The sequence below is a fragment of the Burkholderia sp. BCC0506 genome (assembly GCF_902833145.1).
GTDB lineage: Bacteria > Pseudomonadota > Gammaproteobacteria > Burkholderiales > Burkholderiaceae > Burkholderia.
Genome location: NZ_CADFEN010000003.1, coordinates 447,501 through 461,703 on the forward strand (window position 1 = coordinate 447,501; position 14,203 = coordinate 461,703).

At 66.6% G+C, this 14,203-nt stretch carries 12 protein-coding genes; 3 read left to right on the forward strand and 9 right to left on the reverse strand.

Going from position 1 to position 14,203, the window contains the following annotated elements; genetic code table 11:
- Positions 1 to 43: 43 nt before the first annotated feature.
- Entirely contained in the window at positions 44 to 2,080 is a 2,037-nt protein-coding gene (gene uvrC / locus HWX62_RS09325; RefSeq protein WP_175929614.1) for an excinuclease ABC subunit UvrC, read from the reverse strand.
- Positions 2,081 to 2,156: 76 nt separating this feature from the next.
- Between uvrC and earP the strand changes: the two genes are divergently transcribed.
- The 3 genes from earP to HWX62_RS09340 all read left to right on the forward strand — a co-directional run bounded on the left by earP (position 2,157) and on the right by HWX62_RS09340 (position 5,696).
- Positions 2,157 to 3,350, forward strand: a complete 1,194-nt coding sequence (earP, locus tag HWX62_RS09330) for an elongation factor P maturation arginine rhamnosyltransferase EarP (protein ID WP_175929615.1) — start codon at positions 2,157 to 2,159, stop codon at positions 3,348 to 3,350.
- A gap of 135 nt (positions 3,351 to 3,485) precedes the next feature.
- The gene (gene efp / locus HWX62_RS09335) at positions 3,486 to 4,043 is read left to right on the forward strand and encodes an elongation factor P (protein WP_059573996.1); all 558 of its coding nucleotides are present in this window, start codon (positions 3,486 to 3,488) and stop codon (positions 4,041 to 4,043) included.
- Positions 4,044 to 4,310: 267 nt separating this feature from the next.
- The gene (locus HWX62_RS09340) at positions 4,311 to 5,696 is read left to right on the forward strand and encodes a sigma-54 dependent transcriptional regulator (protein WP_175929616.1); all 1,386 of its coding nucleotides are present in this window, start codon (positions 4,311 to 4,313) and stop codon (positions 5,694 to 5,696) included.
- Between the two features lie 170 nt (positions 5,697 to 5,866).
- Here HWX62_RS09340 and nagZ read toward each other — a convergent pair whose 3' ends face one another.
- From nagZ to lepA, 8 genes are all read right to left on the reverse strand, one after another.
- On the reverse strand, positions 5,867 to 6,895 hold the full coding sequence (gene nagZ / locus HWX62_RS09345) for a beta-N-acetylhexosaminidase (RefSeq protein WP_175929617.1): 1,029 nt from the start codon (positions 6,893 to 6,895) through the stop codon (positions 5,867 to 5,869).
- Between the two features lie 16 nt (positions 6,896 to 6,911).
- Positions 6,912 to 7,346, reverse strand: coding sequence for a holo-ACP synthase (gene acpS, locus HWX62_RS09350; RefSeq protein ID WP_175929618.1), 435 nt, complete (start codon positions 7,344 to 7,346; stop codon positions 6,912 to 6,914).
- A gap of 81 nt (positions 7,347 to 7,427) precedes the next feature.
- Complete coding sequence (gene pdxJ, locus HWX62_RS09355) at positions 7,428 to 8,204, reverse strand: pyridoxine 5'-phosphate synthase (protein WP_175929619.1); 777 nt, start codon at positions 8,202 to 8,204, stop codon at positions 7,428 to 7,430.
- Positions 8,201 to 9,037, reverse strand: coding sequence for a DNA repair protein RecO (recO, locus tag HWX62_RS09360; RefSeq protein ID WP_175929620.1), 837 nt, complete (start codon positions 9,035 to 9,037; stop codon positions 8,201 to 8,203). The genes pdxJ and recO overlap by 4 nt, the downstream gene beginning before the upstream one ends.
- Entirely contained in the window at positions 9,024 to 9,923 is a 900-nt protein-coding gene (gene era / locus HWX62_RS09365) for a GTPase Era (RefSeq protein WP_175929621.1), read from the reverse strand. The genes recO and era overlap by 14 nt, the downstream gene beginning before the upstream one ends.
- Positions 9,924 to 9,983: 60 nt before the next feature.
- Positions 9,984 to 11,210 (reverse strand): ribonuclease III, encoded by a 1,227-nt coding sequence (gene rnc, locus HWX62_RS09370; protein WP_175929622.1) that lies wholly within the window; start codon positions 11,208 to 11,210, stop codon positions 9,984 to 9,986.
- Positions 11,211 to 11,364: 154 nt separating this feature from the next.
- On the reverse strand, positions 11,365 to 12,258 hold the full coding sequence (gene lepB / locus HWX62_RS09375) for a signal peptidase I (RefSeq protein WP_175929623.1): 894 nt from the start codon (positions 12,256 to 12,258) through the stop codon (positions 11,365 to 11,367).
- Positions 12,259 to 12,274: 16 nt separating this feature from the next.
- On the reverse strand, positions 12,275 to 14,068 hold the full coding sequence (lepA, locus tag HWX62_RS09380) for a translation elongation factor 4 (RefSeq protein WP_175929624.1): 1,794 nt from the start codon (positions 14,066 to 14,068) through the stop codon (positions 12,275 to 12,277).
- Between the last annotated feature and the right edge of the window lie 135 nt (positions 14,069 to 14,203).

Here is a 14,203-nt window from a genome sequence, read left to right on the forward strand (position 1 = left end):
CTGCCACAAGAACGCTGGCAAGACAGCCGGCCGCACGGCCGCGTCAGTGAAGCTGCTTGTAGATCTGCTCGGCGAGCGCGTGCGAAATGCCCTCGACGCTCGCCAGTTCCTCGACACTCGCGGCCACCACGCCGCGCAACCCGCCGAAGCGCGCGAGCAACCGCTGCCGGCGTTTCGCGCCGACGCCTTCGAGCTCCTCGAGCCGCGACGTCTGGCGTGCCTTCGCCCGCTTCGCCCGCATGCCGGTGATCGCGAAACGGTGCGCCTCGTCGCGAATCTGCGCGACGAGCATCAGTGCCGCGCTCTCCTTGCCGAGTTCGAGCGGCGCGCGGCCGTCCGCGAACACCAGCGTTTCGAGGCCTACCTTGCGCCCCTCGCCTTTCGCGACGCCGACCAGCATCGACGTGTCGAGACCGAGCTCGGTGAACACCTGCCGCGCGATCTCGACCTGACCCTTGCCGCCGTCGATCAGCACGATGTTCGGCAGCAGGCTCGACGCCTCGGCCTGGCGCGTCGACTCGCCGTCGATGCCGGCCGCTTCGTCGGCGGCCGCCGCCTGCGCGGCCTGCTCGACCACCTTCTCGTAGCGGCGCGTGAGCACCTGCCGCATCGCCGCGTAGTCGTCGCCCGGCGTGATGCCCGTGATGTTGTAGCGGCGGTACTCGCTCGATTGCATCTTGTGATGGTGATAGACGACGCACGACGCCTGCGTCGCCTCGCCCATCGTATGGCTGATGTCGAAGCATTCGATCCGCAGCGTCGCGAGATCGTCGCTGTCGTAGCTGAGCGTGTCCGCCAGCGCGCGCGTGCGCGCCTGCTGCGAGCCCTGCTCCGACAGCAGCCGCGCGAGCGCGAGCCGCGCATTCTGCTCGGCCATCGCCAGCCATGCACGCCGCTGCCCTTGCGGCTGCCGCACCAGCGACACCTTGTGGCCGGCCTGCTCGGACAGCAGCTCGAGCAGGTCGCGGCTCGCGGGCGCATGGCTGACGACGAGCACGGGCGGCACGCGATTGCCGAGATAGTGCTGCGCGATGAACGCGTCGAGCACCTCGGCCTCGACCGACGCTGCTGCCACCGTGCCGCGCGTGCTGCCCGCCTCTTCTGCAGGCTGATCGGGCACCGTGTCGGCCGGCGCATCGACCGCCTCCGCCGGCTCGACCTCCTCACCGAGACCGCCCTCGGCGAGCGTCAGCGCACTTTCGACGTGCGTCGGGAAATACGCCTTGTCGCCGAGGTGCCGGCCGCCGCGCACCATCGCGAGGTTCACGCACACGCGTCCGCCCTGCGCGACGACGGCCAGGACGTCGACGTCGCTGTCGCTGCCGACCTCGATCGCCTGCTGGTGCAGCACCGTCGCGAGCGAGCTCATCTGGTTGCGCACGGCCGCCGCCTGCTCGAATTTCAGTTCGGCCGCGAACGCGTGCATCTTCTGCTCGAGTTCCTTCATCACTTCGGACTGCCGGCCGAGCAGGAACCGCGCGGCGTTCGACACGTCGACCGCGTAGTCCTCGTCGGAGATCGCGCCGACGCACGGCGCCGTGCAACGCCCGATCTGGTGCAGCAGGCACGGCCGCGTGCGGTTGTTGAAGACCGAATCCTCGCAGGTGCGCAACTGGAACACGCGCTGCAGGATCTGGATGCTCTCGCGCACGGCCCACGCGCTCGGGAACGGCCCGAAGTACTGGTTCTGCTTGTCGACCGAGCCGCGGTAGTAGGCCATCCGCGGAAAGCGGTGCGCGGTGAGCTTCAGGTACGGATACGACTTGTCGTCGCGAAACAGGATGTTGTAACGCGGCGCGAGCGCCTTGATCAGGTTGTTCTCGAGCAGCAGCGCCTCGGCTTCCGAGCGCGTGACGGTCGTTTCGATGCGCGCGATGCGCGTGACCATCATCGCGATGCGCGGCGACAGTTGCGTCTTCGTGAAATAGCTCGACACGCGCTTTTTCAGGTCGCGCGCCTTGCCGACGTAGAGGACGGCGCCCGCCGCGTCGTAATAGCGATAGACACCCGGCATGTGCGGCAACTGCGCAAGGATCTTCTTCGGTTCGAACGGAGTATCGGAGGCTTCTGGTGATGTCATGCGTGAGCCGGGCGCCTTGTAACGCGGAACGGGTCAATTAGAATCGCCAGTTTAGAGCATTCACCGGCCCGCTTCGATGCCACGCACCACCGCTGCCCCACACTCCGCCGTGCCGCTCGCGCCGGGCGAACCGATCGCTTGCGACCTCTTCTGCACGGTGATCGACAATTTCGGCGACATCGGCGTGTGCTGGCGCGTCGCGCGCCAGCTCGCGCACGAGCACGGCTGGCAGGTGCGGCTCTTCGTCGACGACCTGCACACGTTCGCGCGCCTGCTGCCGCAAATCGACCCCGACGCGGGGCGGCAGACGGTCGACGCGATCGTGATCGAGCACTGGCATGCGGAGGTCGGCGACGCGCTGGAGATCGCCGATGTCGTGATCGAGGCATTCGCCTGCGAGCTGCCCGGCCCCTATCTCGCGGCGATGGCGCGGCGCGCGCGGCGCCCCGTGTGGATCAATCTCGAATACCTGAGCGCCGAGGACTGGGTCGCCGATTTCCATTTGCGCCCGTCGCCGCATCCGCGCTATCCGTTGCTCAAGACGTTCTTCTTCCCGGGCCTGTCGGCCGGCACCGGCGGCGTGCCGAAGGAGCGCGACCTCGACGCGCGCCGCACGGCCTTCGACGCCGATCCGGCAGCACGCGCCGCGTGGTGGCAACGCGCCACCGGCGGCGGGCCGCCCACGCCCGGCACGACGGTCGTCAGCCTGTTCGCGTACGAGAACCCGGCCGTCGACGCGCTGCTCGCGCAATGGCGCGACGGCCCGTCGCCGGTCGTCGCGCTCGTGCCGGCCGGGCGCCTGTCGCCCGCCGTCGCGCGCTTTTTCGGGGTCGAATCGTTCGCGGCGGGCGCGCAGGCGTGCAGCGGCAACCTGAGCGCGCATGGGCTCGCGTTCGTTCCGCAGGCCGACTACGATCCGCTGCTGTGGGTCGCCGATCTCAATTTCGTGCGCGGCGAGGATTCGTTCGTCCGCGCGCAGTGGGCGCGCAAGCCGTTCGTGTGGCACATCTACCCGCAGGCCGACGACGTGCACCTGCCGAAGCTCGACGCCGCGCTCGCGCACCTGTCGGCCGGCCTCGCCGACGCGTCGCGCGCGGCGCTCGCGCGCTTCTGGCATGCGTGGAACGGCGCCGGCACGCCCGACTGGGCCGATTTCTGGCAACACCGCGCCGCGCTGGACGCCAATGCGATACGCTGGGCCGACGCGCTCGCGGCCGTCGGCGATCTCGCTGGAAAACTGGCGGAATACGCAAAATCTCAGTTAAAATAAGCGGTTATCCGACGGCTGACCACGCAAGCGCTCGCGTTTGAGCTTTGGGCGCCCACCGGAACGCACCGCTTGGCGCCTCACCCGTTGTGCAACGCTCAGGCACCTATTTATTTGATTTGATCAGGACAGTTTTTTATGAAAACCGCACAGGAACTCCGCGTAGGCAACGTCGTGCAGATCGGCAACGATGCGTGGGTCATCGCAAAGACGGAATACAACAAGTCGGGCCGTAACGCCGCCGTCGTCAAGATGAAGATGAAGAACCTGCTCACCAACGCAGGCCAGGAATCGGTCTACAAGGCCGACGACAAGTTCGACGTCGTCGTGCTCGACCGCAAGGAAGTGACGTACTCGTACTTCGCCGACCCGATGTACGTGTTCATGGACGCCGACTACAACCAGTACGAAGTCGAAGCCGAAATGATGGGCGAAGCGCTGAACTACCTCGAAGACGGCATGGCTTGCGAAGTCGTGTTCTACAACGAGAAGGCGATCTCGGTCGAACTGCCGACGATCCTCGTTCGCGAAATCACCTACACGGAACCGGCCGTCAAGGGCGACACGTCGTCGGGCAAGGTGCTGAAGAACGCGAAGCTCGCGACCGGCTTCGAGCTGCAAGTGCCGCTGTTCTGCAATACCGGCGACAAGATCGAAATCGATACGCGCACCAACGAATACCGCAGCCGCGCGTAAGCGTCAGCGTCGTCCGCATCGAACAAAGCGCCCTTCGGGGCGCTTTTTGTTTGTCTGGCGCCAACAGCTGCCACAAACCGACGCAATACGCAGCACAAAAGCCACCGGTAAAGATATTCAATTTGTATCATCGGTAACTGTTTTATAGCGTCCGAGAAATAATGCGCGTGACGCGTTCGGCGGGGCATAAAATCAATCTTTAATCCGACATGCGGCTGCGGTCCGCTGGCCGACAGCCCGCCTCTCTTGACTCGACTCGCGTCCACCATGCCACACGCCCTGATTGTCGAAGACGATCCCAACAGCCTGTCAGGCCTCACCGCGCTGCTCGCCGCAGACGGCTTCTCGGTCGACACGGCCACGTCGCTCGCCGAAGCGCGCACGGCGCTCGGCCGCTCGATTCCCGACGTCGTGCTCGTCGACCTGAACCTGCCGGACGGCAGCGGGTTCGACCTGCTCCAGCACCTGCCGCAGCAACAGCCGAACGGCTCGCTGCCCGTGATCGTGCTGACGGGCAACGCGACGGTCGAGAGCGCCATCGAAGGCCTGCGTCACGGCATCTGGGACTACCTGCTGAAGCCGATCAACATTCCGCGCCTGCGCAGCCTGCTCGCACGGATTCCCCGCCCGTACGAACTGATCGACGAAGTGCAGTCGCTGCGTGCGTCGCTGCGCCATCTCGGCCGCTTCGGCGCACTGGTCGGCCGCAGCGACGCGATGCAGCACGTGTACGACATGATCGAGCACAACGCCCGCACCGAGACGGCCGTGCTGTTCTCGGGCGAAGCCGGCACCGGCAAGAAGCTGGCGGCGCGCACGCTGCATGAACTGAGCCGGCGCCGCAAGGGGCCGTTCGTCTCGTTCGACTGCCGCATGCTCGCACAGGGCGGCCGGCACGGCGCGTCGCTCGACAGCGTGCTGTTCGGCCATGAACGCGGCGCGTTCGACGGCGCCGAGCGCCGTGAATCCGGCCTGTTCGAACAAGCCGGCGGCGGCACGCTGTTCCTCGACGAAATCACCGCGCTGCCGCTCGTGCTGCAGGAGGCGCTGCTGCACGCGCTCGATTCGCAGAACTTCGTGCGAATCGGCGGCACGAGTTCGATCACCAGCGATTTCCGGCTGATCGCGGCCACGCGCCGCCCGGCGCGCGAAGCGGTGGCAAACGGCACGCTGCGCGAGGACCTGTGGCTGCGCCTCGACGCCGCGTCGATCACGATGCCGCCGCTGCGCGAGCGCGACGGCGACGCGCTCGCGATCGCGGACGCGCAGATCGACGAACTGAACCGCGAGGCGCGCGCAACCGGCCGCAGCACGACCGACAAGCGCGCCGCGCCGGGTTTCGTGCGCGAATGCCTGTCGTACGAATGGCCGGGCAACGTGCGCGAGCTGCAGGAACGCGTGCGCTTCGCGTACGACGCGTCGGGCGACTTCATCGAGACGCTGCGTGCAGGCGAGGCCAGCTTCTCCGCGGGCGCCGCGCTGAACGGCAGCAGCGTGCAGATCAAGGTCGGCACGCCGCTGTCGGACGTCGAGGATCTGCTGATCCGCGCGACGCTCGACGCGGTCGGCGGGACGCGCCACCGCGCGGCGACGCTGCTCGGCATCAGCCCGAAGACGCTGTACAACAAGCTTCAGCGGATGAAGGTGAACTGAGCGGCGGCCCTTGATGCGGGTGTTGATTGGATGTGACCGTTAGTTGCGTCCAACCCCGCCTCGGCGACAACCGGGTCGGGCTGCCGCAACCCGTAAAAAAGCCGCGCTACCTGCGCGGCTTTTTCATTTGAAGCGGCCGGAACGGCGCGATTCGCGCCCTCCCTGCCCGCTTACGCCAGCGCGCTGTTCAACAGCGCCCGCGCCTGCAGATACTCGGGCTGCGCGATCAGCTTGTCCCACTTGAGCGCCTTGCCGCGCGCACGCATCCGCTTGATGCGGCGCACCGAATCCGCCGAGGCCCGCGCCTTCAGCCCGTTCAGCACGACTTCGGCCGCGTCCGGCTGGTTGCAGACGAGCACCATGTCGCAACCGGCGGCAAGCGCGGCATCGGCCGCCTGCGTGAGCGTGCCGCCTTCGCGGGCCGCCTCCATCGACAGGTCGTCGCTGAAGATCGCGCCCGTGAAGCCGAGCTTGCCGCGCAGGATATCCTGCAGCCATACGCGCGAGAACCCGGCCGGCCGCCGGTCGACCTGCGTGTAGATCACGTGCGCCGGAATCACCGCGGACAGCGACAGCCCGAGCCAGTCGTACGGCGCGACGTCCTGCGCGAGGATCGCCTCGAGCGTGCGGTCGTCGGTCGGCAGCGCGACGTGCGAATCGGCCTCCGCGAAGCCGTGCCCGGGGAAATGCTTGCCGCAGTTCGCCATGCCGGCGAGCGACAGCCCGTGGTTCAGGCTCTTCGCGAGCAGCGTGACGACGCGCGGGTCGCGATGAAACGCCCGATCGCCGATCACCTTCGAGTGCCCGTAGTCGAGATCGAGCACGGGGGTGAAGCTCATGTCGATCCCGCACGCGCGCAGCTCGGCGGCCAGGATGTACCCGACGGCGGTCGCGACCTTCGTCGCGAGCAGCACGTCGCGATCCCACAGTTCGCCGAGGTGGCGCATCGCGGGCAGCACGGTGAAGCCGTCGGTGCGGAACCGCTGCACGCGCCCGCCTTCGTGATCGACGGCGATCAGGATGTCTTCGCGCACCGCGCGGATCGCGTCGGTCAGCGCGGTCAGCTGCGCACGATTCTGGAAGTGCCGCGCGAACAGGATCACGCCGCCGGTATTCGGATGCGCGAGGCGCCGCGCATCGTCGCGCGACAGGGTCGTGCCGACGACGTCGAGCATGACCGGGCCGGGAGTCGTTTTCATCGAATCGTGAATTCCGTCAGGAAGAAGTTCGGGAAACAGGTGCAGTGCCAGGCGCGGCGTCCGTCTCGGCGACCACGAACGACACCGCGTAGTCGCGTTCGTCGCTGACCGTCACGCGTGCCGTGATGCCGCGCGCGGCCAGCCAGTCGGCCAGCTCGCCCGATGCGACCACGTACGGCTCGCCGCTCGGGTGATTGAGCGTCTGCAGCGCGCGCCACGTCATCGGCCAGTGCATGCCGAGCCCGATCGCCTTCGAGAACGCTTCCTTCGCGGAGAAGCGCGTCGCGAGAAACGCGATGCCGCGCGCCTCGGAGCGGGCGCGCCGCGCGTGGAACACGCGCAGTTCGTCGGGGCCGAGCACCTTCTCGGCAAACCGGCCGCCCGTGCGTTCGAGCACGGCCGCGACGCGGCTCACCTGCGCGATGTCGGTACCGATGCCGTAGATCGCCATGTCAATCTCCGCCGGGGTGGCCCGGCGAGGCCGGGTCAAGCGTGTCGCAAACGGCGTGCGGGGCGCGACGGCACCGCATCGTCAGCGCGCGCCGCCGTGCAGCGCGGCGACGCGTGCGGCGACCATGATCGCCTTCATCTCGCGCACCGCATTGTCCCAGCCCGCGAAGATCGCGTGCGCGACGATCGCGTGGCCGATGTTCAGCTCGACGATCCCGTCGATCGCGGCGATCTGCTGCACGTTCGTGTAGTGCAGCCCGTGGCCCGCATTGACCTTCAGGCCAAGCTGCGCGCCGGCCTTCACGCCCGCGACGATGCGCTCGTATTCGCGCTGCTGCTCCGCTTCGTCGTGCGCTTCGGCGTAGCGGCCCGTATGCAGCTCGATCACGGGCGCGCCCGCTTCGTGCGCGGCGCGGATCTGCGTATCGTCCGGGTCGATGAACAGCGACACGCGCACTCCCACGTCGGCGAGCTGCTTGCATGCCGCGCGCACCGCCTCGAAGTGGCCGGCGACATCGAGACCGCCTTCGGTCGTCAGTTCCTCGCGCTTCTCCGGCACGAGACATGCGTCGTGCGGACGCACTTCGCAGGCGATGTCCAGCATCTCGGCCGTCACCGCGCATTCGAGGTTCATGCGCGTCTTCAGCAGCGGGCGCAGCGTGCGCACGTCGGCGTCGACGATGTGACGGCGATCCTCGCGCAGATGCAGCGTGATCGCGTCCGCGCCCGCCTCTTCGGCGGCGAGCGCCGCGCGGATCGGATCGGGATAGCGCGTGCCGCGCGCATTGCGCAGCGTCGCGACGTGGTCGATGTTCACGCCGAGGTCGATGGCGGTGGGCGTTGTCAGGAAGAAGCTCATAGGTTTTGCAGGTCGATCAGGATCTGACGCGTGGCGAGCGGCGTACCGCCGAGATAGGTGTTCAGCAGGAAGCGCATCAGCGTCTTGCTCTGCGCGACCGTCTGGGCTCGATGGTAATCGTCCTGCTCCATGTCGAGCAACGTCTGGCCGGTGATGACCGGCCAGTGCGACGGCACGTCGTCGTCCGCATTGCGCACGCCGCGTTCCGGATCGAACACGTAGCGGCGCTCGGGTTCAACCGCGCGGCGGGCGACCGTGCGGTTCAGCGCCATCGCATAGCCGGTCTCGCGCAACAGCACGCGCTCGAACGAGCGCAGCACCTGCACCGCGGGCTCGCCGTGCGCGAGACGCGTGAGGGTCAGCACGTAATGATTGAACAGCGGCGGCTGCGGATCCTCGCGCGCGCAGAATTTCACGAGCAGCTCGTTCGCATAGAAACCGCACAACAGCCCGTCGCCGACAAGCGGCAGCATCCCGCCGACCCACTCGGCGCCCGTCAGCGTGCGCACCTCGGATTTGCCGGACCACGACAGCAGCAGCGGCTGGAAGGTCTGCAATACGCCGCGCAGCGCGGAGTGCGGGCGCTTCGCGCCCTTCGCGACGAGCGCGAGCCGGCCATGATCGCGCGTCAGCACGTCGACGATCAGGCTCGTTTCCCGATACGGATAGCTGTGCAGCACGAACGCCGGCTGCTCGGCGACGCGGAAATCGGACGTGCGAGACGTCGCGCGCCGCGCCTTGCGCGGCGGTTCGGGCGGTGCCGGCAATGGCGCGTCGTTCGCGCCGGCCGTCACCGCGTCTTCGGTCGACGTCAGCGCGTCATTCGTACCCATAGGCACGCAGCCCCGCCTCGTTGTCGGCCCAGCCGCTCTTCACCTTCACGAAGGTCTCGAGATACACGGGGCCGTCGAACAGCTTCTCCATGTCCATCCGCGCCTCGGTGCTGATCTGCTTGAGTTTCTCGCCCTTCTTGCCGATCACCATCGCCTTGTGCGAATCGCGCTCGACCAGGATCGTCGCGAAGATGCGCTTCAGGCGCCCCTCCTCCTCGAACTTGTCGATCAGCACGGTGCTCGTGTACGGCAGCTCGTCGCCGGTCCAGCGGAACACCTTCTCGCGCAGGATTTCGGCTGCGAGAAAGCGCGAGCTGCGGTCGGTCAGTTCGTCCTCGCCGTAGATCGGCTCGCCTTCCGGCAGGTACGGCTTGATCGTGTCCAGCAGGCGCTTGATGTCTTCCGGCCGCTGTGCCGACAGCGGCACGAGCTCGGTGAATTCGCGCAGCTCGCTCACCTTCTGCATGAACGGGAACAGCGTGGCCTTGTCGGTCACGCGATCGATCTTGTTCGCGATCAGCAGCGTCGGCATGCCGGGCGGAATCAGGTCGAGCACCTTCTGGTCGTCGGGCCCGAAGCGGCCGGCCTCGATCACGAACAGGATCACGTCGACCGACGTCAGCGTCGACGTGACCGCGCGGTTGAGCGAACGGTTCAGCGCGGTGCTGTGACGGGTCTGGAAGCCCGGCGTGTCGACGAACACGAATTGCGCGTCGTCGACCGTGTTGATGCCGGTGATGCGGTGGCGGGTCGTCTGCGCCTTGCGCGACGTGATGCTGATCTTCTGGCCGACGAGTGCGTTCATCAACGTCGACTTGCCGACGTTCGGGCGGCCCACGATCGCGATCATGCCGCAACGGAAACCGGTAGGAGCGGGAGTGTTCATATCGTTTGGGAGACAGGTTCGGAAACGGCCGCGCGGCGCGCGGCACGATCGATGGGCAATTCAGTGGTCGGCATCGGCCACGCGCGCCTGCGCGGCAGCAAGACTCGCGCCGCCGGGCGGCGTATCGGCGTCGGTCGCCGCGGCGTCGCGCGCGCGCGCAGGCGTGCGCGTGGCGGAATCGGTGCCCGTGGCAGGCTTGTCGGCCGACGAGGCTGCCGGATCGGCTGCGTGGCCGGCCGGCTTGTCGGCTGCGCGCGGCGCGGCCTCCGCGGACTTTTCCGCGGCCTTGTCGGGCCGCTCGGCCGGTTTGTCGGCAACCTTGTCGGTCGCGGGCTTCGCCGCCCGTTCGCCCTTGTCCGCCGCCGGCTCGACATGCGCCGCGCGAATCGCCGCCATCGGTGCAACGGCCGGCTCGGTACCCGTCGCCGCAGCCGCGGTTGCAGCCGGCGCCGCGCCGGCCGCCCTGGCCTCGCGCGCCGCCGCACGTTCCTTCCGCTCGGGCGAGCGCAGGTCGAGCGCTTCCTGCACGCCCTTCACGCCCGGCACGATCTCGGGTTCGGCATGCTTGGACCCGCGCGCGTTTTTCGAGCGCTTCGGCTTCGCGGCCAGCATCGGCGCGGCCGCCATCACTTCGTCGAGCGCCTTCTTCGCGGCGGCCTGCTCGGCCGCGCGCCGGCTCGCGCCGGAGCCCGATACCTTCACGTCCAGCTTCGGCACCGTGCACTCGACCTCGAACTGCTGATTGTGCGCCGCACCATGCGTCGCGACGACCGTATAGGTCGGCAGCGCGATCTTGTGCCCCTGCAGGTATTCCTGCAGCAGCGTCTTCGCGTCCTTGCCGAGCGTGCGCGGATCGATATGGTCGAGAATCGGGATATAGAGGCGCTTGATGACCCCTTGGGCGGCTTCGAAGCCGCCATCGAGGAACACGGCCCCGATGATGGCTTCGAACGCGTCCGCGAGGATCGACGGGCGACGGAATCCGCCGCTGCGCAGCTCGCCCTCGCCCAGCCGCAGGCCGTCCGAGATATTCAGGGCCTGAGCAATTTCGTACAGCGACTGCTGTTTGACGAGATTGGCGCGTACGCGCGACAGGTCGCCTTCGTCCAGCTTGCCGAAACGCTGGAACAAAAGGGCGGCCACCGCGCAATTCAGAACGGAGTCGCCGAGAAACTCGAGCCGTTCGTTGTGCGTGGCACTGTGACTGCGATGGGTCAAAGCCTGGCGCAACAATTCCGCATTGCGAAATTCGTAGCGCAGCCGGCTTTCCAACTGGGATAGGGGCATGTGCAGGAGTATAACGCGGGCGCCCGGTCGGGCCGAAACGGCACGGCCGGACACGAAAAGGCGTGACGAGGCGGTGTTACCGCCGGTTCTTAAAGTAGTTCTGCAATACGCGACGCGGCCCGTGCGCCGCGTATTGCGTGTGAATCGAATGCGGTCAGTTGAAGGAACCGATGCGCTTCAGGTCGCCGAAGTTCATCCAGATGAAGAACGCGCGGCCGACGATGTTCTGGTCCGGCACGAAACCCCAGTAGCGGCTGTCCGCGCTGTTGTCGCGGTTGTCGCCCATCATGAAGTAGTGACCGGGCGGCACCTTGCAGATCACGCCGCGGCTGTTGTACGTGCAGTTGTCGCGATACGGATAGTCGTAGGCGCCCATGACGAACGGCGGCACGGCCGGGTTGTTGAGGATCGCGTTCTTCTTGCTGCCGATCGTTTCCTCGAACTGCTTCGCGTAATTCTGGCGCTCGTCGTCGAAGTAATCGGGCAGCGGCGTTTCGGGCACCGGCTGGCCGTTGATCGTGAGTTGCTTGTCCTGGTACGCGACCGTATCGCCCGGCAGGCCGATCACCCGCTTGATGTAGTCGACCGACTCGTCCTTCGGATAGCGGAACACGACGACGTCGCCGCGCGACAGCGGGCTGCCCTGCGTGATCTTCGTGTTGGTGACCGGCAGGCGCAGCCCGTACTCGAACTTGTTGACGAGGATGAAATCGCCGACGAGCAGCGTCGGTACCATCGAGCCCGACGGAATCTTGAACGGCTCGACGACGAACGAACGCACGACGAACACGGCCAGGATCACCGGGAAGAAGCTCGCCGTGTACTCGAGCCACCACGGCTGGCGCAGCTTTTCGTCACGCAGCTTCGAACGCGTCTGCGCCGCGTTTTCGTCCGCGAAACGCTTGTCGATGCGCGACTGCTGGCGATCGAACTCCTCGATCGCCGAGTCGGCCGCCTTGCGACGCCGCGGCAGGAACACCAGTTTGTCCAGCACCCACGCTACACCCGTCACGACGACGAGCACAAAAAGAATCAGCGCAAAATTCATAAAAGGATCAGTCCTGTTATTTGTCTTCGACGCGCAAGATCGCGAGGAACGCCTCCTGCGGGATCTCGACCGAACCCACCTGCTTCATGCGTTTCTTACCTTCTTTCTGCTTCTCGAGCAGTTTCTTCTTCCGCGTGATGTCGCCGCCGTAGCACTTCGCGAGCACGTTCTTGCGCAGCGCCTTGATGTTCTCGCGCGCGACGATGTGCGCGCCGATCGCGGCCTGGATCGCCACGTCGTACATCTGGCGCGGGATGATCTCGCGCATCTTCGCGGCGACTTCGCGGCCGCGGTATTGCGACTGCGACCGGTGCACGATGATCGACAGCGCATCGACCTTGTCGCCGTTGATCAGCATGTCGACCTTCACGACGTCCGACGAACGGTATTCCTTGAACTCGTAGTCCATCGACGCATAGCCGCGCGACACCGACTTCAGGCGATCGAAGAAGTCGAGCACGATCTCGGCCATCGGGATCTCGTACGTGAGCTGCACCTGGCGACCGTGATACTGCATGTTGATCTGCGAGCCGCGCTTCTGCTCGCACAGCGTGATCACCGAGCCGACGTAATCCTGCGGCATGTACAGGTTCACCGTGACGATCGGCTCGCGGACTTCGGCGATGCGGCCGGGCTCCGGCATCTTCGCCGGGTTCTCGACCATGATCGTCGAGCCGTCGCTCTGCACGACCTCGTAGACGACCGTCGGCGCGGTCGTGATGAGATCCATGTCGAATTCGCGCTCGAGCCGCTCCTGCACGATTTCCATGTGCAGCAGCCCGAGGAAGCCGCAGCGGAAGCCGAAGCCGAGCGCCTGCGACACTTCCGGCTCGTACTGCAGCGATGCGTCGTTCAGCTTCAGCTTCTCGAGCGATTCGCGCAGCGCGTCGTACTGGTTCGCCTCGACCGGATAGAGGCCCGCGAACACCTGCGGCTTCACTTCCTTGAAGCCCGGCAGCGGCTCGGCGGCGGGCTTGGTCGCATGCGTGACGGTATCGCCGACCTTCGCGGCCGTCAGCTCCTTGATGCCGGCGATGATGAAGCCCACCTGCCCGGCCGACAGCGATTCGAGATTGCGCGACTTCGGCGTGAACACGCCGACGTGCTCGACCGGATACTGCGCGCCGGTCGCCATCATCTTGATCTTGTCCTTCGGGCGCAGCGTGCCGTTGACGATGCGCACGAGCATCACGACGCCGACGTAGTTGTCGAACCACGAATCGATGATCAGCGCCTGCAGCGGCGCGGCCGGATCGCCCTTCGGCGGCGGCACCTTCGCGATCAGCGACTCGAGCACGTCTTCCACGCCGAGGCCCGTCTTCGCGCTGCAGCGCGTCGCGTCGGTCGCGTCGATGCCGATCACGTCCTCGATCTCCTCGATCGCGTTCTCGGGGTTCGCGGCCGGCAGGTCGATCTTGTTCAGCACCGGCACGACCTCGACGCCGAGCTCGATCGCCGTGTAGCAGTTCGCGACCGTCTGCGCCTCGACGCCCTGGCTCGCGTCGACGACCAGCAGCGCGCCTTCGCACGCGGACAGCGAACGGCTGACCTCGTACGAGAAGTCGACGTGCCCCGGCGTGTCGATCAGGTTCAGGTTGTAGACCTTGCCGTCGCGTGCGCGATAGGTCAGCGCGGCCGTCTGCGCCTTGATCGTGATGCCGCGCTCGCGTTCGATATCCATCGAGTCGAGCACCTGCGCTTCCATTTCACGGTCGGCGAGGCCGCCGCATACCTGGATGATGCGATCCGCGAGTGTCGACTTGCCGTGGTCGATGTGCGCGATGATCGAGAAATTGCGAATATGATCCATTCAGTGCCGATCAAGCGAAAAAGGCGCGCTCGACGACTGCGGAGCACGCCTTGTAAGTCGGTGAAAAAACGGCTTATTTTAGCCGAAAAGGCTTACGCCGGGCGGGATTTCGGACGCTACGCCGCGCGGGGTCCG

Coding starts and splice junctions, on each gene's coding strand:
- earP (WP_175929615.1), top strand. CDS start 2,157: ATGCCACGCACCACCGCTGCCCCACACTCCGCCGTGCCGCTCGCGCCG.
- lepB (WP_175929623.1), bottom strand. CDS start 12,258: ATGAATTTTGCGCTGATTCTTTTTGTGCTCGTCGTCGTGACGGGTGTA.
- efp (WP_059573996.1), top strand. CDS start 3,486: ATGAAAACCGCACAGGAACTCCGCGTAGGCAACGTCGTGCAGATCGGC.
- rnc (WP_175929622.1), bottom strand. CDS start 11,210: ATGCCCCTATCCCAGTTGGAAAGCCGGCTGCGCTACGAATTTCGCAAT.
- HWX62_RS09340 (WP_175929616.1), top strand. CDS start 4,311: ATGCCACACGCCCTGATTGTCGAAGACGATCCCAACAGCCTGTCAGGC.
- uvrC (WP_175929614.1), bottom strand. CDS start 2,080: ATGACATCACCAGAAGCCTCCGATACTCCGTTCGAACCGAAGAAGATC.
- recO (WP_175929620.1), bottom strand. CDS start 9,037: ATGGGTACGAATGACGCGCTGACGTCGACCGAAGACGCGGTGACGGCC.
- nagZ (WP_175929617.1), bottom strand. CDS start 6,895: ATGAAAACGACTCCCGGCCCGGTCATGCTCGACGTCGTCGGCACGACC.
- pdxJ (WP_175929619.1), bottom strand. CDS start 8,204: ATGAGCTTCTTCCTGACAACGCCCACCGCCATCGACCTCGGCGTGAAC.
- acpS (WP_175929618.1), bottom strand. CDS start 7,346: ATGGCGATCTACGGCATCGGTACCGACATCGCGCAGGTGAGCCGCGTC.
- era (WP_175929621.1), bottom strand. CDS start 9,923: ATGAACACTCCCGCTCCTACCGGTTTCCGTTGCGGCATGATCGCGATC.
- lepA (WP_175929624.1), bottom strand. CDS start 14,068: ATGGATCATATTCGCAATTTCTCGATCATCGCGCACATCGACCACGGC.